Genomic DNA, 25,682 nt, shown 5'->3' with positions numbered 1-25,682 from the left:
AATCTTTTTCCTCCTATTTTTACATTACACCAATTGACTTGAGAATATTTCCAGCGGCAGGCGAAATCATATCGCTGAAGAAGAAAGGAGCGCAACCCAGACCAGCCACACAGAATATGAGGCAGCACACAGCCACGCGCTCGTCCCATGTTGCATCGGTAAGTTCCAGGAAGTGCTTGTTCTCAACCTCGCCATAGAGAATCTTACCTACCACACGCAGGATGTAGACAGCCGTTACCACAATCGACGTACAGGCGATGATGGTAGCCACCATGCGGAACGACGATGAGGGGTCGCCAGCAACCTCGTGGGCTCCAAAAGAGCCAACAAAGATGGTCATCTCAGCAATGAAGCCTGAGAAGCCGGGCAGACCCAGATTAGCCAAACCAGCGATGACATAGCCCACAGCCAAGAATGGCATAATCTTCATCAAACCTGCCAACTCGCGGATATCACGAGTGTGGGTACGTCCGTAGATCATACCGATGAGGGCGAAGAAGAGAGCCGTCATCAAACCGTGAGACAACATCTGCAGGATGGCACCTGTACAAGCCGTCTGCTGCATCATGAGCAGGGCAAAGAGTACCAAACCGCAGTGTGATACTGAAGAATAAGCGTTGATATACTTCAGGTCGGTCTGCACGCAAGCGCTCAGGGCACCATAGACCACAGAGATGGTGGTCAGGATGAGGAATATCCACGAGAGGTTCTGGGCAGCGTCAGGCAGCAGGTACATGGCCAGACGGAAACAGCCGTAACCTCCAAGCTTCATCAGCACGCCAGCATGGAGCATTGATACTGCAGTAGGCGCAGAAGCATGACCATCGGGAGACCATGTGTGGAAGGGGAACAAAGCACCCAACACACCAAATCCAATGAAGATGAAGGGGAAGAACGCATTCTGAATCTCCTCGGGAATGTTGTGCATAGCAGCAATCTCGTTGACATTCATCGTGGTGTGACCACTGAAGTAGTAGATACCCAGCACGCCGAGAATCAGCAGGGCTGAACCACCCATCAGCATCAGCGTCAGCTTCATGGCAGAATACTCCTTGCGGCCAGAACCCCACACACCAATCAAGAGGTACATAGGAATCAGAGCCACCTCATAGAACATGAACATGGTGAACATGTCAGTGCAGATAAAGAAGCCAAACACACCCGTAGAAAGCAGGGTGAACCAAAGGAAGTACTCCTTGGTAAGAGGCTTCAGCTGCCAAGAGGCGAAGGTACCTGTGAACACGATGATACTTGACAGCAGCAGCATGACGACAGAGATACCATCGACACCCACGCTGTAAGCGATATTCAGAGGTTTGAACCAAGGCATAGAGGCTACCAGCAACATCTCGTCGGTATTGCCGCCATTACGCTCGGTTACGAAATAATAGCAAAGCCATATTGACAGGGCAAGCAAGCAAGACGAACCTGCCACCATCACGCCACGCACCTGGTTGAGGTTGCGGGCAATCCACAATCCCAGAAGCATCAGGGCGGGAATCAAAACGAATAAACTTAATATATTCATAGTCGTTATATCGTTATTACGTTATATCGTTATTACGCTTTATAAAGCAAGTAAAACGAGCGTTAATGCCACTGTGCCAGTGAGGAACCACACAGCATACTTACGTACATCGCCACTCTGCCAAGCACGCAGGCTCTCACCGCCTTCGTTAGCACCCCAAGCCATAAAGTTAAACGTGCCGTCAACAACGTGGCGGTCGAACCAGGCTATTGGCGTAGAGACGCAGCGGAAGATGATGCGGTGGGTGACATACTGCCAAATCTCGTCCTGATAGAAACGCTTGTAGGCTGCACGATGCAACTTGGGGAACGTCTTATAAAGACGGTCAGCAATAGGCTGGTTCTCACCTTTATAAATATAGGTGGCCAAGCAAATGCTCAGAATAGCAATCACAGTAGAGGTAGCAGCAATCTGAGTGTTGAAGTGGATAGTGTAGTCGGTACCAGCAGCAGAAACGAAGCTGCCAAAGCTACCACCCCACTCCATGAAGCCTGCCAATGTAGAATAGATACCTACACCCATAGTGATGATGCAGAGCACTATTAGAGGAATGGTCATCGTCAACGGAGCCTCATGGGGAGTATGGTTCTCATGAGCCTCCTTGTTCTCTGTACCCCAGAAGATGCCGTAGTACAAACGGAACATATAGAAGGCAGTCATGGCAGCGATACCAGTCATGATCCAACCTACTACCGGGCTGTACTCCATGCAGGCAGTAATAATCTCATCCTTTGAGCTGAAGCCCGAGAAGAATGGGATACCAGCGATGGCCAGACACGAAATGAGGAAGGTGATGTGAGTGATAGGCATGTACTTGCGCAGACCACCCATCAGAGCCATCTCATTGCTGTGAACAGCGTGGATGATACATCCGGCACCCAGGAACAGACAAGCCTTGAACATAGCATGAGTAAACAGGTGGAACATACCAGCCATGTAACCCAGCTGTGCATGATTATCGAGGATAGCACCATGATGACCAGGTAGCGATACACCCAGAGCCACCATCATAAAGGCAATCTGCGAGATGGTTGAGAAGGCCAGTACACGTTTGATGTCGCTCTGGGCGCAAGCCACAGCAGCAGCATAGAAGGCGGTGATAACACCCACCCAAACCACAATCGACATGGCCTCGGGGGCATACTCAATCCAGAGGGGGAACATACGTGCAATCTGGAACACACCAGCCACCACCATCGTAGCAGCGTGGATAAGTGCAGATACAGGCGTCGGGCCCTCCATAGCATCGGGCAACCAGATGTGCAAGGGGAACATAGCACTCTTACCAGCACCACCGATGAACATCAGCACAAGGGCTGTAGGCAGGATAAAACCTCCTGCGGCAACGGCCTTGGCCATATTGCCCTCGATGAACGGTGTGGTGCCCTGCCCCATCACGATATCGCCAGCAAACGAGAAGCTGAACGAATCGGTGTAGTAGCCGAAGGTCAGAATACCAATCAGGAAGAACATATCGGCAAAGCGGGTCACGATGAAAGCTTTCTTACTGGCTGCAATGGCGGGCTTCAAAGGATAGTAGAAGCCGATGAGCAGGTAAGAAGAAACACCCACGAGCTCCCAGAACATATACATCTGGAAGATGTTGGTGGCCAAAACCAAGCCCAGCATTGACATGGTGAAGAGGCTTAGGAAAGCGTAGTAACGCTGGAAACCTTTCTCACCGTGCATATAGCCGAATGAGTAGATGTGAACCATCAACGACACAGTTGAGATGACAATGAGCATCATCACCGAAATAGGATCCAGGAGGATACCCATGTCGAAGTGGAGATTGCCCAGAGGCAACCATGTGAAGTTGAAGGGCACGATAGTCTGATACACACCCTCAGCAGTACGGTCGGCAGTGAAATAAGTGATTGCCGTCCAGTAAGAGAGAATCGTAACCAGTGACAGCGAACAAGTACCGATAAGTCCGGCAGTCTTGTGCTGCATCTTCATGCCTGCCAGTCCCAACACGATGAAGGACAGTAGCGGCAGAAGCAGAATCAAATAAGATAATTCGTAGATCATAGCGTCGTTTTATCCTTTCATGTTAGAAATAGCGTCCACGCTGTCACTCTTGAAATTGCGGAACACATTAATAATAATCGCGATAGCCACAGCACTCTCGGCTGCACTCACACCGATTGAGAAGAGCGTCATGAAGAAGCCCTCGAGCTCACCGGGGAACAGCAGGCGGTTGAACGCTGCGAAGTTGATATCAACGGCATTGAGCACCAGCTCGATAGAGATGAGCATAGCGATGAGGTTGCGACGGGTGACGAAACCATAGACGCCGATGAAGAACAGCAGTGCACTCAGCACAAAATAACATTCTACAGGTACCATAGCTTAATCCTCCTTTTTACGTGATACAACCAAACCGCCGATGATACATGCCAGCAGGAATACTGAGATAAACTCGAACGGCAACACATACTGATACTTGTCACTACCCAGCAGGGCGGTTCCAATCTGATCCATAGGCAACTCGTCGGTCGTAGCGGCGCTTATAAAGCTGTTCTTCAGGAAAACAACAGCTACCGTTGCCAGACCTACCACAGAGAGAAGCAAGCCCTGAAGCATGCGTGAGCACTTTATATGCCCTACCATACCCTGCAGTGTCTGCTTGCTAACCAACTGGATGGCAAATACATAGATCATCGTTACGCCACCAGCGTAAACAGCAATCTGAGCAGCACCCAGGTAGGTGTAATCGAGCAGGAAGTAAAGACCTGCTACCCCAAAGAGCACGAACAACATATAGGTGGCGGCTCTCATGATTCGCTTCGTTGTCACACACAACAGGGCTGAACCCAGAATGACAAGAGCGAGAATAGAAAATACTACTATACTAGCCATAGTGCAGTTTACTTCTTTTTAGTGTTAAACTTACCGACCTGCCAGTCAGCGCCACCCTCCAAGATGTTGGGCAGTGAACCGCCCTCGTATACCTCCTTGTCGAGGTGGAGGACCAGAGCGCCACGACTGAACGTGGCATTCTCGAAGTCGTTGGTAAACTCAATAGCATCGAAGTTGCAGGCATTGGTACAAAGCTGGCAGAACATGCAGTCGCCAAGGTCGTACTGATAATCGTCAAGCACCTTCTTCTTTTTGCCCGTCTCAGGGTCTTCTTCCATGTGGGCGGTAATCTTGATAGTACCGTTAGGACAGGCTTTTTCGCAGAGCGTACAAGCGGTGCACTTATAGGCACCTTCCTCGTTGCGTTTGAAGACCAAACGTCCGCGATGGCGCTTAGCCACATGGAGCGTAGTCTTACGGTTCTCAGGGTACTGCTCAGTACATTTATTGGTCCAGTAATCCTTGGCGTATTCCTTCAAGGTCACCTTCATACCGGTAGCCAACGTCTTGATACCACGCCCTATTTCTCCGAAATATGATTTGTTATCTTCCATTTTGCTATACCTTATTTAATATATAAGCCAAAGGCCACGACAACTGTCATCAGCACCAGGTTGATGAGTGCCAGTGGCATAAGATACTTCCACTCCAGTTTCAGAATCTGGTCGATACGCAGACGGGGGAACGTCCACTTAATCCACATGAGCAGCCAAACCAGCAGGAAAGCCTTACCCATGAACCAAACGATGCCAGGAATATACTGCATCACCTCATCGAAGGCATCTACACCAATCTGAATAGGTGCCCAGCCACCCAAGAATACGGTAGCAGCGATACCAGCAATGATAAACAGGTTGAGGAACTCAGCCAGATAGAAGAAGCCGAAGCCCATACCTGAATACTCGGTATGATGGCCAGCGGTCAACTCACTTTCAGCCTCAGCCATATCGAACGGGCCACGATTAGCCTCAGCATTACCTGCTACAAGGAATACGAGGAAAGCGATGATAGCGGGAACATGACCCTGTACGATGAGCCAGCCCCAAGGTCCGGCCTGAGCCTCAACGATACCACTAACCTGCATGGTGCCAGTCAAGATGACGGCAGTAATCAGGCAGAGACAGAGAGACATCTCGTAAGAAATCATCTGCACAGCAGCACGCATGGCCGATACAACAGAGTACTTGTTGTTAGAACCCCAACCAGCCAAGAAGATGCCTACTACACCAATAGAGGAAATCGCGGTGAGCAGGAATACACCTACGTTAAAATCGAGGATGTGAGCACCACGGTTCCAGGGCAGGAAGGCAAAAGCGCCAACAGAGCCGATGATAACCAGGAAGGGAGCAACAATATAGAGCAGTTTATCTGCTTTGTCAACGAAGAAAATCTCCTTGATAAGCATCTTCAGCACGTCGGCCAGCACCTGCAGCAAGCCCCAAGGACCTACACGAACCGGGCCAATACGGCACTGGAAGTATGCGCAGACCTTACGCTCCATGAAAATAAGAATCATAGCAATGACAGAATAGGCGCCCAGTATGACAGATCCAACCAGCACACACTCTATCAAGATTGCTAAGAATTCGCCCAGACCCAGCGTCTGCGTCAGCAGCTCGTGGAACCAGGTGGTTACTTGTGAAAAATCAAATATATGTTCCATACCTTCTTCTTTTATCTGTCAATGTCGGGTATAACAATATCAATGGCAGCACCAGTAGTCACCAAGTCAGCAATTTTCTGGCCACGCAGCATCGGGTCGAGGGCACCCACGAGCGATAGACCCATAGGACGCATTTTCATGCGGTAAGGAATCTTGTCGCCGTTAGAGTCGAGATAAACGCCGAACTCACCTGCAGCACCCTCTACAGAGAAGTACCACTGACCCTCGGGCACCTTGATGATAGGCTTCTGCTTCACATAGAAGTCGCCCTCAGGAATATTGTCAATGAGCTGTTCGATGATATCCAAGCTCTGATACATCTCGTTGATATGAACAAGATAACGACCCATTGAGTCACATGTGTCGAAAGTAATCTGCTCGAAGTTCACCTTGTCGTACATATCGTAGGGATGGTTCTTACGAACGTCGTTCTTCCAACCAGATGCACGACCTGCAGGACCTGTGACACCATAATTAATACAGTCGCCAAGCGACATGGGTCCAACGTTCTCCAGACGGTTGTGGGCAATAATGTTATCGCCAAACACATCCATATACTCCTTAATCATAGGACGCAGGTACTTACAGAGTTCCTTCACGTTGTTTACGAAGTTAGGATCAATGTCGTCCTGCAGGCCACCTATTCTATAATAGTTCTGAATAAGGCGTCCACCAGTGGTTTCCTCCATCACATTAAGCACATGCTCACGATCACGCATTCCATAGAGGAAAGCTGTGAGGGCGCCCAAGTCCTGAGCACAGCAAGAGGTGAACAGCAGGTGGCTGTCTAGACGCTGCAACTCATCCATGATGGTACGGATATAATGGATACGGTCTGTAAGTTCTACCTCCATAGCCTCCTCAATAACGCCCACCAGCGCATGACGCTGCTGCATAGCACAAAGGTAGTTCAGACGGTCGGTCAGAGCCAGCGTCTGAGGATAGGTCATCGACTCCCACATCTTCTCTATACCACGATGGATATAACCCAGATGGGGATAGATACGCTTCACTGTTTCACCATTGAGCACCGTTTGAAGACGAAGCACACCATGGGTAGATGGGTGTTGAGGACCGATATTAATGACATAGTCGTCAGAGGTGAAGAGTTTATTCTCCTTCTGCTGCAAATGACCGTCGCGATCGAGTGAGTATTCAATACCATAGTCAGGCTCATCATCATCATCAAGGCTATACTCATCAGAAGCCTTGAAATCTTTACGAAGAGGATAGCCCTTGAAGTCATTACGAAGGAACAGACGACGCATATCGGGATGACCTAAGAACTTGATGCCAAGGAAGTCAAAGCACTCACGTTCCAACAGGTCGGCACCCTTCCAGATATTGATGACGGTAGGTATCACACTCTCACCATCAACCACCTTTGCCAGCATCTTCACGCTACAACGCTCATGGTTCTCGGTATTCTCAAGGATATATACACAGCCCAGACCTTCTTCTCCAAAGTCCTCACCAACGATAGTAACAAGGAAGTCGAAGTGCTTTTTGTCCTTCAAGTTCTGCATCTCTTGTGCAAACTTGTCAAAGTCAAATACAAGATGATTCAGTTTCATTTTGCTTCCTCCTTTCCTTTGTTGTTCTCTGTATTCTCAGAGAGTTCAGTGATAAACTCCTGGGGTACCTCAGTCACCACAATGGGTTTCTTACCTCCACGACCATACATCAGTTCCTCATTGGAAACACCCAACTCTGCCTCTGCCTTGGTCTGTTTATGGTTAGCACCACCGAAGAACTTCTCGATTTTTACTTTACGCTGCAACTGCATCATGCCATAGAGGATAGCCTCAGGACGAGGAGGACAGCCTGGAATGAACACATCGACGGGAACTATCTCCTCGATGCCCTTCACTACATGGTAGCTCTGCTTGAACGGACCACCACTAATGGCACAACCGCCAACAGCCACCACATACTTAGGCTCAGCCATCTCATCGTAAAGACGCTTGAGGGCAGGAGCCATCTTGTGAGTGATAGTACCTGCACACATGATGAGATCAGCCTGACGGGGTGAGTTACGAGTCACCTCAAAGCCAAAACGCGAAAAGTCATAACGAGAACAGCCACAAGCCATAAACTCGATACCACAGCAACTGGTTGCGAAGGTCAGTGACCACAATGAATTGCTGCGGCCCCAATTTATCAGCGAATCCAGATTGCCGGTTACCACGTTGACACCACCCTCATGGAGTTCGTCAACAATCTTCTCCAACGACTCGTTATCCTTAAACTCGTCGTAGGGCAAAGACTTGATTTTCGGTTTTCTTACTTCCATTCCAGTGCTCCTTTCCGCCAAGCATAAGCCAGGCCAAATACTAATACTACCAAGAAGAACCCGATTGACAGCAAAGCTGACGCACCAAAGTCCTTCACAACGACTGCCCACGGATATAGAAACACCGTTTCCACATCGAACATGAGAAAGAGGATGGCAAACAAATAATAGCCTACGTTGATGGGAATCCAACTGGTGCCGTGCGTAGGAATACCGCATTCGAACGGTTCTCCCTTAATCTTATTATAAGAGCGCGGGCCCAATAGTTTCGCCATTACATAGGCTGATGCCACCAGTGTAATAGCCGTCACCAGGACGGTGATTAACATTGTGAAATTCATAAAAGTATTTAGTGTTATAACAATATTGTTCACTTTAAAACGCTGCAAAGGTAGTAATTTATTTGCAAACAAAAGACATATTTTATCAAAATCTTTTTGCTGATTGAAAAAAAAGGAGTACTTTTGCAGCCAGACATTTAAGAGTGGCTCATATTTATAATGAAAAAAACGATATCCATACTACTGGCAATGTTGCCATTATTCATGAATGCTCAGACCTTCGACTTCGACATGACGAAGCCGCAACCTCGGTATGACAGCCAAAACGGCTATGGATATGACATACTGCCATCGCCTGATAAAAAGAAGCCGTCATTGCCATTCTTCTTCTCTGTGGCGGTCCCCGACGGCAACTATCGAGTCACTGTTGTGCTGGGAGGCAAAAAAAATTCTGACACCACCGTCAGAGCTGAAGGTCGCCGATTGATGATGGACAATATAACTACTAAGAACGCTAAAGACACGCAGGAGGTGACATTTGTGGTCAATAAGCGTTCGCCATATATCGAGGAAGGCAAGAACGTCAAGATTAAAGACCGCGAAAAGGACTATTTCGTTTGGGACGAGAAATTGACATTGGAGTTCAACGGTGCGTTGCCTGCCGTCAAGAGCATCCATATTGAAAAGGTCGACGTGCCAACCATTTACCTATGTGGTAATTCCACTGTGGTTGACCAGAACTACGAGCCGTGGGCATCTTGGGGACAAATGATTACCCGCTGGTTCGGTCCTGAGGTAGCTATCAGCAATCATGCCGAAAGTGGTCTCACAGCTCGTTCCTTCATTGCATCGCAGCGACTGAATAAGATTCTCACTTCCCTAAAGCATGGCGACTATGTCTTTGTGGAATTCGGACATAACGACGAGAAAGAAAAGGCACCAGGCGACGGTGCATGGTACCACTATCAGTACCAGTTGAAGATATTCATTGATCAAGTTCGAGGAAAAGGAGCAGAGATTGTGTTCTGCACACCCACTCAGCGTAGAGCTTTCAATGATGACCATCAAACACTACGCAATACTCATGGTGACTTCCCCGCAGCCATGAAGATGGTAGCAGAGAAGGAGAATGTACCATTAATAGATCTGAACCAAATGACGAAGGTATTCTTCGAGACACTGGGATTTGAAGATTCCAAACGAGCACTGGTACATTATCCTAAAGAGATGTACGGACGGGAACTGGCCGACAACACACACTTCAACCCCTATGGCGCATACGAAGTGGCAAAATGTGTAGTGATGGGTATGAAACAGCTCCAGCTACCGATTATCAAATACCTTCGTCCTGATTGGCAGGACTTCAACCCTGCACAGCCCGATGATTGGCGCACTTTCCAATGGGCACCATCACCTATCGTTGAGAACGTGAAACCCGATGGTAATTAAAATATGAAAAAGATTCTCTCCGCCATAGCACTTTCCATGCTAACACTGACTGTCGAAGCACAGTCGTGGCCTACGATAACAACGGAGGCCAGACCTGGCACACGCTGGTGGTGGCTGGGCTCTGCTGTGGATCAAGAGAATCTGAAATGGAATCTTTCAGAATATGGAGAACACGGTATCGGAGCTGTAGAAATCACACCAATATATGGTGTTCAAGGTAACCAAGCGAATAACATTACCTATTTGTCTGATGCATGGATGGCAATATTACGCCACACCATTGAACAAGCTGACCGGAACGGCATAGAAGTGGATATGGCCACAGGTACGGGTTGGCCCTTCGGAGGGCCTTGGGTGCCATTAGAGGAGAGTGCATCAAAGATGGTATTTGTCGACACCCTGATGAGTAAGGAGGGTGCCGACGAACTCGCTGCTAATGGAGTGATTCTTACGTTACCACTTAAGGATCAGAGAAATAGTCGCTTCGAATTGCAAAAAACGTTCCCACAGGCCGACGGTCGGGTGCGTGTCATTGCTCTTTACAGTAAGTTTGGCATAATGAGAGTGAAACGTGCTGCCCCTGGTGGTGAAGGTCTCGTTATTGATCATTTTGACCATAAGGCTGTGGCAAACTATCTACATCATATCGAAGAAGCCTTCGAGAGAACAAAGACCCCCTACCCTCACACATTCTTCAATGACTCGTATGAGGTAGCCGATGCCACATGGACACCGACACTATTTGCAGAATTCGAGAAACGCCGTGGTTATAAGCTAGAAGAAAAATTACCGGAACTGCTAGAAAACGACCCAAAAGTATTAAGCGACTATCGCGAGACTCTTGGCGACCTATTATTAGAAAACTTTACCGAGCAATGGACAACTTGGGCACATAAGCACGGGGCCATCACAAGGAATCAGGCTCATGGTTCACCCGCGAACCTCATCGACTGCTACGCTGCTGTTGACATCCCCGAAATAGAGGGTTTCGGACTCTCAGAGTTCGGCATCAAGGGACTGCGCACTGATCCAGGCAAAACCCGAAAAAATGACTCAGACTACTCAATGTTCAAGTATGCGCCTTCAGCAGCTCATGTCTGTGGAAAGCCCTACACCTCGAGCGAAACATTCACATGGCTTACGGAGCACTTCCGTACCAGTCTATCGCAACTAAAACCCGACCTCGACCTAATGTTTTGCGCTGGTGTCAACCACATGTTCTTTCACGGCACCTGCTATTCTCCTAAGGACGATAAATGGCCTGGATGGAAGTTCTATGCTTCGATTGACATGAGTCCTACCAACAGCATCTGGCGCGACGCTCCTTACTTTATGGATTACGTTACCCGTTGTCAGAGTTTCCTGCAAATGGGACAACCCGACAACGATTTCCTCGTATTGCTACCCATTCGCGACATGTGGAAAAAGAATATCAATAAATTATTGATGCAATTCTCCATTCATGAAATGGGGCGTTTAGCACCAGACTTTATCAAGACCATCCTCAACATAGATCGTGCCGGATTCGACTGTGACTATATCTCCGAGCGTCTATTGATGGGTGTAACATATAAAGATGGCAGGGTGGAGACTGCTGCTGGCACTCAATACAAAGGATTGATTATTCCAGGTTCAGATAACATGCCTGAGCCAGTTAAACAGCATATTGCACAACTGAAAGCCCAAGGTGCGCATATCTTTTATCAGATTGATGCTACCTCTCTTCAGACAGCGGCAAAGCCGGAACTGATGAAGACGAAGTGTGGACTGAAAGCTATACGCCGTAAGAACGTCAATGGCTATCACTATTTCATAGCCAACCTGACGCCTGAGGACATCCACCAGAAGGTGCCTTTAGCTGTTCCTTTTAAGGATGCCAAGTGGTTTAATCCACTGAACGGAGACATCTATGATGCAGTTTTCGATCGTGAAGGCCTTGACATCTGTTTGCATAGTGGAGAATCCATGATTCTTCAGACATTCGACGAAACTCTTGATAATAATTGTGGAGTCAATATAGCAAATAAAACTATAGAGACTATAACAATCAGCGGACCTTGGACGCTTTCTTTTACAGAATGTGAGCCAGTTGTCAGCAAGACCTATCAACTTCAGCAGTTACAAACATGGGAAGGATTGGATGAACAGACCAAGATACTTATGGGTACTGGCGTCTATACCACGACATTCAGGCTTCCCAAGGGAAACTATAAAGAAGGCAAATGGGTGATAGACCTCGGCGACGTCCGCGAGTCGGCCCGTGTCTACATTAACGGACAATTCATTGGCTGCGCATGGAGTGTGCCTTTTGTGCTCGACTGTCAGCAAACGCTGAAAGCCGGTGACAACGAAATACGCATCGAGGTGACCAACCTACCAGCTAATCGCATTGCCGACCTGGACCGTCTGGGCGTAAAATGGCGTAAGATGGAGGAAATCAATGTCGTGGACATTAATTACAAAAAGACAACATACGACCAATGGGAACCTGTTCCTAGCGGTTTAAACTCTGAAATAATAATTAAAAAACTTCAATAAAAATGGCTGAACAAGAACATCATCATCATCATCACGAACATCACGAGCACCACCATCATCACCACAAAATGGATGGCGCATCTAAGTTCAAGAGAGACAGTCTGTTGGCAATACAAAGAAAAAGAATAATTCAAAAATGGCTGTTCAGAATTCTTTGCATTGTAGCAATCTTACTGTTCATCGCTGTTGTCATCGTATACAAAATGGACTAAAAGCCCTACTTAATATAGAAAGCTTCTGTAAGCTGACGATACCAGTCAGAACGTTGACCCGGCGACTCTTCTAAGACTCCGACGCCTGCATCTATGTGCCTAACACTATGAAGACCAAAGGACAGCAGGAAGCGTCGGATATTCTTGTGTGGCGTGGTTTTGACCGCCCAGTCCCTATGTAAAAAGAAACCGCTTAGTGCGGCTTCAGATTTGACTTTCTGTACATAATCAAACGGCACTACTACAGAAATAATGCCCTGCTCCGTCAATAATCTACGAGCTGTTTCGAAGAGCGCCTTATATGTCAGGGAGAGACTGTGGCGTGCTATAGAACGTCGGGAGTCTGGAGATATTAACGAATCAGCAAAAAAAGGAGGATTAGAGACAATGGCATCAAAAGTACCATTGAAGTCATGAGCATCGGCTTCAAGTATTTCCACATGGTCGGCAAAGGGCGAATGTGCAACATTAATTCGTGCCTGACTAACAGCAGCAGGGTCGATATCTATTCCTGTGATATATGACTCGGGAAAACGTTGCGCCATCATCAGTGCAATAAGTCCTGTACCAGTGCCGATATCAAGAATCTTCTGACCACCTTCTGCCCATGCACCAAGAAGTGTTCCGTCTGTTCCAACTTTCATGGCGCAATCGGATTGCCATATGGTGAATTGTTTGAATTTGAAGTATTCATTTGCCATAATCGGCCACAAAGATATACATTTTTTGTTAATAATCAATGAATACATCGCCATTTTTCAATTAATTTTCGTAACTTTGCACCCCAATTATGGAGTTTAAAATTAAAATGAACGATAATCAGTATAATACTAAGTCCATATCGATGATTGCCGATTTGGAAGGAGATATCACAGACATGATTGATGGAGAAATCCCATCAACTCTGCCCATCCTTCCTGTCAGGAACATTGTGATATTCCCTGGCGTCGTATGGCCCATCCTGCTTGGTCGTGAGTCAAGCATGAAACTGGTACGTCAGGCAGAGAAGACTAGTTCTTTGATAGGTGTTGTATGTCAACGTGATCCGGATATTGAAATGCCTGTTGAAGGCGACCTTTTTGAATACGGCGTGGCAGCTAAGGTTGTTAAGCAGTTTAATCTGCCAGGTGGTTCCTCTACGGTTGTAGTGCAGGCATTAGGACGCTTTCATTTAAAACGTCTCACCAAGTTAATGCCTTATCTCGAAGGTGAGGTTGAGCCCAAGCCAGAGATGCACCCCGACAAGCACGACAAAGAATGGAAGACCGCCATTGATGACTTACGGAATATGGCAGAACGCTATATTTCAATGGTTGATGAGATGCCCGACGAGGCTATGTTTGCCATCCGAAATATCCACAATGACGAGATGATGCTGAGTTTCCTCTGTTCCAACATGCCTTTCACCATACAGGAGAAAGTCAAGCTATTGACTGTGGAAACCGTCAAGGAGCGGCTCTTTGGTGCCATGAAAGCGCTAAACCGCGAAATAAACCTTCAGAAGCTAAAGACGGATATCCGTAATAAGACCCGTGAGGATATCGACGAGCAACAGAAGAACTACTTCCTGCAACAGCAAATCAAGAACCTGCAGGCTGAAATGGGTAACGAGCAGTCACCCGAGAAATCAGAGTTGCTTCGCAAAGCCATGGACAAGAAATGGTCGGACGATGTTGCACGCACTTTCTATAAGGAAGTAGACAAATTGGATAACCTCCAGCCACAAAGTCCTGATTTCAATGTCCAGTTAAACTATCTACAGACATTTGTTTCGTTGCCTTGGGATGACTATACCAAGGATGACCTAAACCTACAACGTGCACAGAAGATTTTAGACCATGACCATTACGGCATGGAAAAGGTGAAGGAACGTATTCTGGAATATATGGCAGTTCTTTCACTACGTGGCGATTTGAAGAGTCCTATCATTTGTCTTTATGGACCTCCAGGTGTTGGTAAGACCTCACTTGGCAAGTCTATTGCCGAGGCCATGAAGCGTAAGTATGTACGTGTATCATTGGGCGGTCTGCACGATGAGGCAGAGATTCGTGGACACCGTCGCACTTATATCGGTGCCATGCCCGGACGCATCATCAAGAGCATTCAGAAAGCTGGTTCAAGCAATCCCGTATTCATCCTTGACGAGATTGATAAAGTGACACAAGGCACCATCAATGGCGACCCAGCTTCAGCTCTGCTCGAAGTGCTTGATCCCGAACAGAACACAGCTTTCCACGACAACTATCTTGACGTGGACTATGATCTATCGAAGGTACTCTTTATTGCCACAGCCAACAACCTCGGCACTATTCCACGTCCCTTGCTCGACCGCATGGAGGTTATTGAGGTGAGTGGTTATATCACAGAAGAAAAGATAGAAATTGCCAAGCGTCACCTGATACCAAGGGAACTGGAGAATACCGGACTGAAGATGCTGACTAGCAAGCCTAAGTTCAACAAGGCCGCCATTGAGAAAATCATCGAACAGTACACACGTGAAAGTGGTGTCAGACAGTTGGAGAAGCAGATTAACAAAGCCATGCGTAAATTGGCTTACCGACGCCAGATGAATGGTAGCATTGACAACTGGAAAATTACGCCTGAATCATTGGAAGACCTGCTTGGCAAACCGCCATTCTATCGTGACATCTATCAGGGCAACGACTATGCAGGTGTTGTCACAGGACTGGCATGGACCAGTGTAGGTGGCGAGATATTGTTCATCGAGACATCACTCTCGAAGGGAAAGGGTTCGAAACTGACATTAACCGGAAATCTAGGAGATGTGATGAAGGAGTCGGCGGTGTTGGCTCTGGAATATGTGAAAGCCCATGCCGAGAAGCTCAACATCGATTACCGCATCTTTGACAACTGGAACATTCATATCCATGTGCCAGAAGGTGCTACCCCAAAAGACGGTCCTTCGGCAGGTATCACCATTGCCACATCTATCGCTTCTGCCCTAACCCAACGTAAAGTACGTAAGAATATGGCGATGACCGGTGAGATTACTTTACGTGGTAAAGTTCTACCTGTAGGTGGTATCAAGGAGAAGATTCTGGCAGCAAAACGTGCTGGTATCACCGATATTGTGATGTGCCAGGAAAATAAGAAAGACATTCTGGAGATACCCGAGATGTATCTACAGGGGGTTCAGTTCCACTATGTGGAGAATGTGCAGGACGTATGGAACTTGGCATTGACTGATGAGATTGTCAAGAATTCGCTGAAGTTTGAAATCGAAGACGAGAAAGAGAAAGAGGACAAGAAATGAAATTCGAACTGCAACATAGCGACCCATATAGCAGTGCCCGCACAGGGCTTATCACCACTGACCATGGACAGATAAAGACACCTATCTTCATGCCAGTCGGCACCTGCGGCAGCGTGAAAGGTGTTCATTTCCAGGAATTGCGTGAGCAAGTCAAGGCACAAATCATTCTGGGAAACACCTACCATCTATATCTGCGGCCGGGACTTGACACACTTCGCAAAGCTGGAGGTCTGCATAAGTTCAACACCTGGGACCGTCCCATACTGACGGACTCTGGCGGTTTTCAAGTTTTCTCGCTGACAGGCATACGCAAGTTAAGGGAAGAAGGTTGTGAGTTCCGTAGTCATATTGACGGTTCAAAACACGTCTTCACTCCCGAGAATGTCATGGATACCGAGCGTATCATCGGTGCCGATATTATGATGGCACTCGACGAATGTCCTCCTGGCGAAAGCGATTATCAATATGCTAAGCGTTCTCTTGGGCTGACACAACGTTGGTTAGATCGGTGTATCAAACGCTTCAACGAGACAGAGCCACTCTATGGTCATAAGCAGACCCTTTTCCCAATTGTACAGGGATGTAAATACAAAGACTTGCGACAGGATGCCGCCAAACACGTGGTAGACCGTCTGGGCATGCTTAACGATGGTGGAGGTGCCTCCATTGGTGGTCTGGCTGTTGGTGAGCCTACCGAAGTAATGTATGAAATGATTGAGGTAGTCAATGAAATACTGCCTAAGGACCGTCCACGATATCTGATGGGAGTGGGTACACCTCAGAATATTCTTGAAGCAATAGAACGTGGCGTAGATATGTTCGATTGTGTGATGCCTACCCGCAATGGCCGAAACGCCCTACTTTTTACCTATCAGGGTACTATGAACATGCGCAACAAGAAATGGGAGAATGACTTCTCACCTATCGACGCCGATGGTTGCGACATAGACCGCTTGCATTCAAAGGCATATCTTCACCATTTATTCAAAGCTCAGGAGTTATTGGCTTTGCAGATAGCCTCTATCCACAACTTGGCTTTCTATCTCCGATTGGTGACTGATGCCCGTCAGCACATCGAGCAAGGCGATTTTACGCAATGGAAGCGCTCAGTGATTAATGACTTAGGACGCAGAGTATGAAGAAAATACTTGCACGATTAATCCCACGGCTTGACCGATACATCATCAGCAAGTTCATTGGAACATACATATATTCCATCTTGCTGATAATCAGTATAAGTATCGTGTTCGATTTTAATGAGAACTTAAACAAGTTCTCTACCTATCATGCGCCATGGAGTGCCATTATTTTCGACTATTATGCCAACTTCGTTCCCTACTTTGCCAATCTCTTTTCACCATTGTTTGTATTCATTGCCGTCATCTTCTTTACATCAAAGTTGGCGGGCAATTCCGAAATCATTGCCATGTTGGCAGCAGGTACCAGTTTCCGTCGTCTGATGAGACCCTACATGGTGTCAGCCGCCATTATTGCTATCCTCAATTTCTATCTGGGAGCGTATGTCATTCCTCATGGCAACGTTGTACGCTTGAATTTCGAAACACAATACAAAAACAAGAAACGCATCACCTCTGCCAGCAATGTTCAGTTGCAGGTTGCACCTGGCGTTATTGCATATTTGCAGCAATACGATAATAATATCAAACGTGGCTATGGCTTCTCGCTTGATAAATTTGAAGACAAGAAACTGGTTAGTCATATGACGGCCAACGTCATCCAGTACGACACCATTTCTGATTCACGCTATCATTGGAAAGCCATCAACTACAAAATTAGGACACTTAAAGGTCTGCGCGAGAAAATTGAGACAGGAGTAGAGATTGACACGCTTATTATGATGGAGCCCATGGACCTCGTCTATAGTAATGGGCAGCAGGAAACTTTCACCTCACCCGAGTTGCTGCGCTACATCTCCAAACAGCAGGAACGAGGTTCTCAGAATGTTGTACAATATGAAGTAGAATACCACAAGCGCATAGCCACTTCGTTTGCCTCCTTCATTCTTACAATCATCGGTGCCTCTCTATCAGCTAGAAAGCGCAAAGGCGGCATGGGATTGTCTTTAGGAATTGGTCTGGCTCTGTCTTTCTCCTATATCCTTTTACAGACCATCAGCGCCACTTTTGCTATCAACGCCGGTCTGCCTGCCTTATTGGCAGCGTGGATTCCCAACTTAATATATGCCGTCATAGCATATTTCTGCTATCGACAGGCGCCCAATTAAATGGAAAAGAACGATAATATAAAATGACATTTGAAGAAACATATTTAAATGATAATATCCTCGATGCGCTTTATGATATGCATTTCGAGGAAATGACACCTATTCAGGAGCGATGCATTCCAGAGATACTGGATGGACGTGACGTATTGGGTGTAGCTCAAACTGGTACTGGAAAAACTGCCGCATACTTATTGCCTATTCTTTCTATGCTTGATGACGGCGGCTATCCCGAGGATACCATCAATTGCATTGTGATGTCACCCACCCGTGAATTGGCTCAGCAGATAGACCAGGCCATGGAGGGCTTTTCATACTATCTTGATAACGTTAGTAGCATCGCTGTCTATGGTGGCAACGACGGCTCACGTTTTGATCAGGAGATAAAGAGTCTGAGAGGTGGTGCACCTGTGGTTATCGCCACGCCAGGCCGTCTTCTCAGTCACCTGAAAGTCGGCAATCTTGATCTCTCACGTACGTCATTTTTTGTACTCGACGAAGCCGACCGTATGCTCGACATGGGCTTTATGGAGGATATCCTTCAAATTAACAAGCTGCTGCCTGAGAGTTGTCAGAAGGTGATGTTCTCTGCCACCATGCCTGCCAAGATTCGCGAGCTGGCCGTATCCCTACTTCATAACCCCATAGAAGTGAAGCTCAAGGTGAGCCGTCCGGCAGAAAAGATTCACCAGATGGCCTATATCTGTTACGAACCCCAAAAGGTACGTATTATAGAAAACATCTTCAAACAAGGCGACCTGAAACGTGTGATTATCTTCTGCGGTAAGAAAGATAAGGTGAAGGACATCAACCGCACCTTACAGAAACTGAAGATCAATTGTGCTCCCATGCACAGCGACTTAACCCAGGCCGAACGTGATGATGTGATGTATCGTTTCAAGGCCGGTCAGGTTGATGTCTTGGTAGCTACCGATATCGTAGCACGTGGCATCGATATTGACGACATCAGAATGGTTATTAATTTCGATGTGCCCCACGACAGTGAAGATTACGTTCATCGCATTGGCCGAACGGCCCGTGCAGATCGTGACGGCGAGGCAATTACTTTCGTCAGCGACAACGACTTCCGTTTTTTCAAGCCTATAGAGCATTTCCTTCAGAAGGAGATAGAGAAGCTCCCCTTACCTGAAGGACTTGGAGAAGGTCCCGACTATCAAGCAATGAAGGAGGTCAGAAAAGGCGGTCGCGGACGAGGACATCGTAAGGGCAGCAAAAGGTCTGGCACGCATTTTGCTAAATCTTCTTCGAACAAACATAAGAAAGGAAACTCATGACGAATCAGTTTTCACCTAAAGTCTCCGAGATTTTGGCTTTCTCACGAGAGGAGGCTCAGCGTCTTTCGTCCAGCTACGTTGGCCCGGAACATCTGTTACTGGCTATGATGCGCATGAAAGATGGTCCTGTATTTGACATTTTCCAGAGACTCTCCATCAAGAAAGAAGATATCAAGTTGTCATTGGAAATGAAGCTCAACGACACAAATGGTCTGTTTCAACAAACAAATGTAGAAGAGTTGCTTCTGAACGAGAGTGCCAACAACATACTGAAACTGGCCGTTCTCGAAGCACGTATGCAACACGAGCAATGCGTTGACGAACAACATCTTTTGTTGGCCATTCTTCATGATCGTTCTGAGAACGAAGCAAAACAGATATTGGAAAACAAGAATATCCACTACACCGATGTCCTCAATCTGCTAAAAGCACCCCAGACAAAGGATGCACTCCAATTGCCTGATGAGGATGAGGAAGAGACGGAAGAACAGACATCACAAACCACACAAACAGCAACAAATAGTCCCAAGGAAAAATCCAAGACACCTGTTTTAGATAATTTCTCCACAGACTTGACACGTGCAGCCCTTGAAGGCAAACTTGATCCCTGTGTAGGACGTGAGCAAGAGATACAACGTGTGATGGAAATTCTGGGACGGCGTAAGAAAAACAACCCCATACTGATTGGCGAACCTGGTGTAGGCAAGAGTGCTATCGTTGAAGGTCTGGCACAGATGATAGCCCAGCGTAAATGCTCACCCATGTTCTTCAACCGCCGCATAGTAAGCCTTGACATGACAGGTGTTGTTGCAGGAACGAAATATCGCGGACAGTTTGAGGAGCGTATCCGTGCCCTTCTCAAGGAAATAGAACAGACACCGAATATTATCGTCTTTATTGACGAAATTCACACGATTATCGGTGCCGGATCCACACCTGGCAGTATGGATGCTGCCAATATCATGAAGCCTGCATTGGCACGCGGTGTCATCCAGTGTATTGGTGCTACCACACTCGATGAATACCGTAACAGCATAGAGAAAGACGGAGCTTTGGAACGTCGTTTCCAGAAAGTTCTCGTAGAACCTACCACTGCTGAACAGACTTTACAAATCCTGTATAACATCAAAGACCGATACGAAGATCATCATCATGTAGAGTTCTCCGAAGATGCTATCATAGCATGTGTCAAATTGACAGAACGCTACATGACTGACCGTGCTCAGCCCGATAAGGCTATTGATGCAATGGATGAGACAGGTGCTCGCGTACATCTTAGAAATGCACAGATACCTCCCGAGATTGATGAACTGGAGAAACAGCTCGATGAGATAAAAGACAAAAAACATCAGGCTGTGAGCAACCAGAACTACGAGTTGGCTGCCGGCTACCGCGACAGGCAGTCAGCATTGGAGAAGCAATTGGCTGAGGTGCAGACAAAATGGCTTGCCGGTAATTCCGAAGAACGACAGACTGTCACCGAGGTCGAAGTATCTGATGTGGTATCTATGATGACTGGCATCCCAGTTCAGCGTATGGCAGAGAGCGAAGGTGTCCGTCTGAAAGATATGGCTCCAAAATTGAAAGCCAGCGTTATTGCACAGGATGCAGCCATCGACAAGATGGTGAAAGCCATCCAGCGCAACCGTGTGGGACTGAAAGATCCCAACCACCCCATTGGTGCCTTTATGTTCCTTGGTCCGACGGGTGTTGGAAAGACCTATCTAGCCAAGAAGCTGGCAGAACAAATGTTTGGCTCTGCCGATGCACTCATTCGTGTAGACATGAGTGAATATACCGAGTCGTTCAACGTCTCCAGACTTATAGGTGCACCTCCAGGCTATGTAGGCTATGAAGAGGGCGGTCAGCTCACGGAGCGTGTTCGTCGCAAGCCTTATAGTATTGTGCTTTTGGACGAAATCGAGAAAGCTCATGGAAACGTCTTCAATCTGTTGCTACAGGTTCTCGACGAGGGACGTCTTACTGATGGCAATGGTCGTTTTGTGGACTTCCGTAATACGGTTATCATCATGACCTCCAACGCAGGCACCCGTCAACTCAAGGAATTTGGCAACGGCATTGGCTTTACCGCCTCTACGCTGGGCATCAACATGAATGAGAAAGACCGCGAACATGCCCGTTCCATCATCCAGAAGGCGTTGTCCAAGCAGTTCTCTCCCGAGTTTCTCAATCGTCTTGATGAAATTATAACCTTCGACCAATTGGATATGGAGGCTATCAAACGGATTATCGACGTCGAACTGAAAGGACTGGTTAAGCGCATCAAGGATTTGGGGTATGAAATGCAGTTGACAGATGCTGCCAAGGTCTTCGTAGCCACTAAAGGCTATGATGTGCAGTTTGGTGCCCGTCCTCTGAAACGTGCCATCCAGAACTATATCGAAGACGGCATCTGTGAGATGATTCTCGACGAGAGCATTAAGCCAGGTTCCGTTATTGTAATCGACAAACATCCCGACAAGGAAGAACTTTCCATTCAATTACAAACAACAATTCAAAGTGATTAAACCTCAGTTCAACAAGCGTGAGGTTTTGGTGTTCCATCATTTTCAGCGCAAAGGCTATTCCGTCTTTGCCAGTTTGGGACGCGAAGTTATCATCTCTGTACTCAGCGTGGCTACACTCTCTGCAGCCAAGGCCGAAAGTATCAGTGATGAGACATGGCGTGTAGACTCCACCAAAACCCCTGCTCGCGAAGTGACGCTTGATGATGTATGCGTCATGGGGTCCCGAGCCCCCCTGACAGTGAGTCAGGCTGCGAGAATGGTAACTGTACTGAGCCGCGAGGACATTGCGCAGGCGCCAGTACAAAGTATTAACGATTTGCTCAAGATGGCTGTCGGCATCGACGTCCGACAACGCGGGCCTTTAGGTTCACAGACAGACATCTCAATTCGCGGAGGCACCCAAGAGCAAATCACAGTCCTGCTCAATGGCATAAATATCTGTGATCCACAGACTGCCCATAACACCTTTGACCTGCCATGCGACCTGAGCGACATCGTGCGTGTCGAAGTGCTTGAAGGTCCCGCTGGACGTATCTATGGAACCTCGTCGCTCGTTGGTGCTATCAACATTGTGACTACATCCCATAATAAAGGTACTGAGATCTACGCGGAAGGAGGCTCGTATGGCTATGGCAGAATTGGTGGACGCATGTCTATGGGCAACAATTCCATTTCATCATCATATACCCGAAGCGACGGCTATTCACGTTCCAAGAGTGGTAGGCTTAACACTGACTTCAGTGGTTCAAAGGCATTCTATCAAGGCAACTACGATGATGAACAGGTGCGACTATCATGGCATGTAGGTATAGCCGACAAAGGATGGGGGTCTGGCACTTTCTATGCCACACCCCGTTGGCAAGCCGATGAACAATATGAACATACCACAAAGATTTATTCCGCCCTGCAAGGTGAGAACAAACGCGGTTTCGTCCATTTCATGCCTGCCTTATATTGGAACCAGAATCGCGACCGCTATGAAGGCTATCGTGGACAACCCGACATTATGAAGTATAATTATAACCGTTGCGATGTATATGGATTAAAGCTTAACAGCTACTTTGACTGGACTCTTGGTCGCACTGCCTTTGGTGCTGAACTCAGAAACGAGGATTTGGTGAGCGGTAACCTAGGTGAGCCGCTCTTCAACACACACCATATTGCCGGCACAGACCGCGACTACACGTTGGGCGTCAACCGTACCAACATCTCAGCCCATCTAGAACATAATCTACTACTAAGGAGATTCACCCTCTCTGCAGGTTTCGTGGCCGCCAAGAGCACGTGGAGCAGCATGAATATGACCATCTATCCAGGAGTTGATATCAGTTATGTGGCATGGGAGAATCCATCCCTTCATAAGCTAAAGCTCTTTGCCTCATATAACACATCGCTGCGGCCACCCTCGTTCACAGAGATGTACTACAAACTGCAAGGCTATGCTGCCGACCCACATCTAAAACCAGAAGAGATGCAGGCTATAGAAGTTGGCGCAAACTATCAGTCTGACATATTCCAGGCTAAGTTCACAGCCTATCATCATCACGGAAAAGACATGATTGACTGGGTGATGGACACACGACAGGGTGAGCAGGCACAATGGCAGAGCGTCAATCATACGAAGATTAACTCCTACGGCATTGAGGCTAATGCCACATTAGACCTGCGCCATCTGCTGAAGTTGGAGACACACCAGTCTACGCTAGACATTTCATATAATTATATAGAACAAGATAAAGATTTGGAGCGGGGCATCGTATCACAATACGCCTTGGAATACTTGCGCCATAAATTAGTAGCACGACTTCAGACGGACGTCTGGCGACAACTCAGTATGGGTTTGAGCTGTCGTTGGCAGGACCGTGTAGGCTCATACACCAACTTTAGTGACGAGATTTGCGACTATCGTCCCTATGCGTTAGTTGATGCCCGCGTACAATGGGAAGCCCCTCGCTATACGCTCTATGTCGAAGCCAACAACTTGCTGGATAACCGTTCGTATGTAGACTTCGGTAATGTACAGCAACCTGGCCTCTGGCTCATTGGCGGTGTCAAGATACAGCTGTTACAGTAACACTTTCGGATGCAAGGACAGGCTTTTCAGAAGAAAAATCCATTTTCATTTGGTTTTTCCCTCGAATTGCAGTACCTTTGCATCCGAAATTGCAATTTTTAGGAAAATGATACTTGAAAAAATAGACCAACTCCTTCAGCAAGTAGACTCGCTGGAGGCCAAGAATGCTGAGGAAGTAGAGCAGCTCCGACTGAGATACCTGAGTAAGAATGGTGAACTTAACGAGCTGATGAAAGACTTCCGCTCAGTACCCGCCGAGCAGAAAAAAGAAGTGGGTATGAAGATTAACGAACTGAAGCAACGCATTACCGACCGCATCAATATGCTGCGCGAGGCATGTACTGCTCAGGATAGCGTTGACGAAGCCATCGACCTCACCCGCACGCCCTACCCCATCCAATTGGGTACGCGCCATCCGCTCACCATTGTGACTAACGAGATTATCGACATCTTCAGTCGTATGGGCTTTGTGTTGGCTGACGGTCCTGAAGTGGAGGACGACCTGCATGTATTCACCAAGATGAATTTTGCTGCCGACCACCCCGCCCGCGATATGCAGGACACATTCTTTGTATCTCAGCATCCCAACGACGTTACCAAGAATATTCTTCTGCGTTCCCACACATCAAGTGTTCAGGCCCGTGTGATGGAGAATATGCATACCGAGGATGGGAAGTTGACAGCTCCTATCCGCGTTATCTGCCCGGGTCGTGTCTATCGTAATGAGGCCATCACAGCCCGCGCTCACTGTTTCTTCCATCAGGTCGAAGGTCTGTATATCGATAAGAACGTGTCATTCACCGACCTGAAACAGGTGTTGCTTTCGTTTGCCAAGGAGATGTTTGGTGCCGACACGAAGATTCGTCTTCGTCCCTCCTATTTCCCCTTCACAGAGCCCTCTGCGGAGATGGATATCTCATGCTTCATCTGCGGCGGTGAGGGTTGCGGTTTCTGCAAGCACACCGGTTGGGTAGAGATTCTGGGATGTGGTATGGTTGACCCCAACGTGCTGGAACAGTGTGGAATAGACTCTAAAGAGTATAGTGGCTATGCCTTTGGTATGGGTGTTGAGCGTATTACCAACCTGAAGTATCGCGTCTCTGACCTGCGTATGTTCTCTGAGAACGACACCCGATTCTTAGAGGAATTCCAGTCGGCATAACAGAGCGACATCAGATTGTTAAAGGATGTTATCCGGTGTAAAGTTTCTGTCAAAACATTTTTTTATTTGAAGAAAAAGTAATACCTTTGCACCCGCAAAACAGACAGAGACGCAAAATGGTGCGTTAGTTCAGTAGGTTAGAATGCCTGCCTGTCACGCAGGAGGTCACGAGTTCGAATCTCGTACGCACCGCCTCTCAGGTCTGCAAGCACTCAAAATATTATGGACTGGTGCGTTAGTTCAGTAGGTTAGAATGCCTGCCTGTCACGCAGGAGGTCACG

20 protein-coding genes and 1 tRNA gene are annotated in these 25,682 nt (G+C 47.4%); 11 read left to right on the top strand and 10 right to left on the bottom strand.

The genetic code is table 11. The features are described from left to right. Positions 1-19: 19 nt before the first annotated feature. The 9 genes from Q0R57_RS05765 to Q0R57_RS05725 are packed head-to-tail and all read right to left on the bottom strand — an operon-like array spanning position 20 to position 8,687. Positions 20-1,528: an NADH-quinone oxidoreductase subunit M gene (locus Q0R57_RS05765; RefSeq protein ID WP_294744560.1), complete on the bottom strand. Its 1,509-nt coding sequence runs from the start codon at positions 1,526-1,528 to the stop codon at positions 20-22. Positions 1,529-1,567: 39 nt separating this feature from the next. Continuing rightward, positions 1,568-3,559 (bottom strand): NADH-quinone oxidoreductase subunit L, encoded by a 1,992-nt coding sequence (nuoL, locus tag Q0R57_RS05760; RefSeq protein ID WP_294744558.1) that lies wholly within the window; start codon positions 3,557-3,559, stop codon positions 1,568-1,570. 9 nt (positions 3,560-3,568) lie between these two features. Further along, entirely contained in the window at positions 3,569-3,877 is a 309-nt protein-coding gene (gene nuoK / locus Q0R57_RS05755) for an NADH-quinone oxidoreductase subunit NuoK (protein ID WP_091818593.1), read from the bottom strand. Positions 3,878-3,880: 3 nt separating this feature from the next. Continuing rightward, positions 3,881-4,390, bottom strand: coding sequence for an NADH-quinone oxidoreductase subunit J (locus Q0R57_RS05750; RefSeq protein WP_294744549.1), 510 nt, complete (start codon positions 4,388-4,390; stop codon positions 3,881-3,883). Between the two features lie 8 nt (positions 4,391-4,398). Next, positions 4,399-4,944 carry a 4Fe-4S dicluster domain-containing protein gene (locus tag Q0R57_RS05745; RefSeq protein ID WP_294744547.1) on the bottom strand — a complete coding sequence of 182 codons (546 nt, stop codon included), beginning with the start codon at positions 4,942-4,944 and terminating at the stop codon, positions 4,399-4,401. Positions 4,945-4,955: 11 nt separating this feature from the next. Beyond that, complete coding sequence (gene nuoH, locus Q0R57_RS05740; protein WP_294744680.1) at positions 4,956-6,044, bottom strand: NADH-quinone oxidoreductase subunit NuoH; 1,089 nt, start codon at positions 6,042-6,044, stop codon at positions 4,956-4,958. A gap of 20 nt (positions 6,045-6,064) precedes the next feature. After that, on the bottom strand, positions 6,065-7,627 hold the full coding sequence (locus Q0R57_RS05735) for an NADH-quinone oxidoreductase subunit C (RefSeq protein WP_294744545.1): 1,563 nt from the start codon (positions 7,625-7,627) through the stop codon (positions 6,065-6,067). After that, complete coding sequence (locus Q0R57_RS05730; protein ID WP_294744543.1) at positions 7,624-8,346, bottom strand: NADH-quinone oxidoreductase subunit B; 723 nt, start codon at positions 8,344-8,346, stop codon at positions 7,624-7,626. The genes Q0R57_RS05735 and Q0R57_RS05730 overlap by 4 nt, the downstream gene beginning before the upstream one ends. Then, positions 8,337-8,687: an NADH-quinone oxidoreductase subunit A gene (locus Q0R57_RS05725; protein WP_294744540.1), complete on the bottom strand. Its 351-nt coding sequence runs from the start codon at positions 8,685-8,687 to the stop codon at positions 8,337-8,339. Before Q0R57_RS05725 ends, Q0R57_RS05730 begins: the two co-directional genes overlap by 10 nt. Before the next feature lie 159 nt (positions 8,688-8,846). Here Q0R57_RS05725 and Q0R57_RS05720 point away from each other — a divergent pair, with 159 nt between their 5' ends. Genes Q0R57_RS05720 through Q0R57_RS05710 form a run of 3 tightly spaced genes read left to right on the top strand, consistent with a single transcriptional unit; the run spans position 8,847 to position 12,826 of the window. Further along, positions 8,847-10,076, top strand: coding sequence for a rhamnogalacturonan acetylesterase (locus tag Q0R57_RS05720; RefSeq protein WP_294744538.1), 1,230 nt, complete (start codon positions 8,847-8,849; stop codon positions 10,074-10,076). A gap of 3 nt (positions 10,077-10,079) precedes the next feature. Further along, the gene (locus Q0R57_RS05715; protein WP_294744536.1) at positions 10,080-12,614 is read left to right on the top strand and encodes a glycosyl hydrolase; all 2,535 of its coding nucleotides are present in this window, start codon (positions 10,080-10,082) and stop codon (positions 12,612-12,614) included. 2 nt (positions 12,615-12,616) lie between these two features. Beyond that, positions 12,617-12,826 carry a hypothetical protein gene (locus Q0R57_RS05710; protein ID WP_294744534.1) on the top strand — a complete coding sequence of 70 codons (210 nt, stop codon included), beginning with the start codon at positions 12,617-12,619 and terminating at the stop codon, positions 12,824-12,826. A gap of 5 nt (positions 12,827-12,831) precedes the next feature. Here Q0R57_RS05710 and Q0R57_RS05705 read toward each other — a convergent pair whose 3' ends face one another. After that, positions 12,832-13,581 (bottom strand): methyltransferase, encoded by a 750-nt coding sequence (locus tag Q0R57_RS05705; RefSeq protein ID WP_294744533.1) that lies wholly within the window; start codon positions 13,579-13,581, stop codon positions 12,832-12,834. 53 nt (positions 13,582-13,634) lie between these two features. Here Q0R57_RS05705 and lon point away from each other — a divergent pair, with 53 nt between their 5' ends. The 8 genes from lon (at position 13,635) to Q0R57_RS05665 (ending at position 25,593) form a co-directional block, all read left to right on the top strand. Continuing rightward, positions 13,635-16,100 carry an endopeptidase La gene (lon, locus tag Q0R57_RS05700; RefSeq protein ID WP_294744530.1) on the top strand — a complete coding sequence of 822 codons (2,466 nt, stop codon included), beginning with the start codon at positions 13,635-13,637 and terminating at the stop codon, positions 16,098-16,100. Next, positions 16,097-17,239, top strand: a complete 1,143-nt coding sequence (tgt, locus tag Q0R57_RS05695; protein WP_294744529.1) for a tRNA guanosine(34) transglycosylase Tgt — start codon at positions 16,097-16,099, stop codon at positions 17,237-17,239. Before lon ends, tgt begins: the two co-directional genes overlap by 4 nt. Then, entirely contained in the window at positions 17,236-18,345 is a 1,110-nt protein-coding gene (locus Q0R57_RS05690) for an LptF/LptG family permease (protein ID WP_294744528.1), read from the top strand. Before tgt ends, Q0R57_RS05690 begins: the two co-directional genes overlap by 4 nt. Before the next feature lie 23 nt (positions 18,346-18,368). Next, positions 18,369-19,637: a DEAD/DEAH box helicase gene (locus Q0R57_RS05685; protein WP_294744526.1), complete on the top strand. Its 1,269-nt coding sequence runs from the start codon at positions 18,369-18,371 to the stop codon at positions 19,635-19,637. After that, positions 19,634-22,165 (top strand): ATP-dependent Clp protease ATP-binding subunit, encoded by a 2,532-nt coding sequence (locus Q0R57_RS05680; protein WP_294744524.1) that lies wholly within the window; start codon positions 19,634-19,636, stop codon positions 22,163-22,165. The genes Q0R57_RS05685 and Q0R57_RS05680 overlap by 4 nt, the downstream gene beginning before the upstream one ends. Then, entirely contained in the window at positions 22,158-24,239 is a 2,082-nt protein-coding gene (locus tag Q0R57_RS05675; RefSeq protein WP_294744522.1) for a TonB-dependent receptor, read from the top strand. The genes Q0R57_RS05680 and Q0R57_RS05675 overlap by 8 nt, the downstream gene beginning before the upstream one ends. A gap of 106 nt (positions 24,240-24,345) precedes the next feature. Further along, the gene (pheS, locus tag Q0R57_RS05670) at positions 24,346-25,401 is read left to right on the top strand and encodes a phenylalanine--tRNA ligase subunit alpha (RefSeq protein WP_294744520.1); all 1,056 of its coding nucleotides are present in this window, start codon (positions 24,346-24,348) and stop codon (positions 25,399-25,401) included. A 118-nt stretch (positions 25,402-25,519) separates the two neighbouring features. Continuing rightward, positions 25,520-25,593: transfer RNA gene (locus Q0R57_RS05665), tRNA-Asp, on the top strand. Positions 25,594-25,682 lie beyond the last annotated feature (89 nt).

Source organism: uncultured Prevotella sp., from assembly GCF_946407605.1.
GTDB lineage: Bacteria > Bacteroidota > Bacteroidia > Bacteroidales > Bacteroidaceae > Prevotella.
Note: the sequence above shows the minus strand (reverse complement) of the source record. Positions and strands in the feature narration are given on the sequence as shown.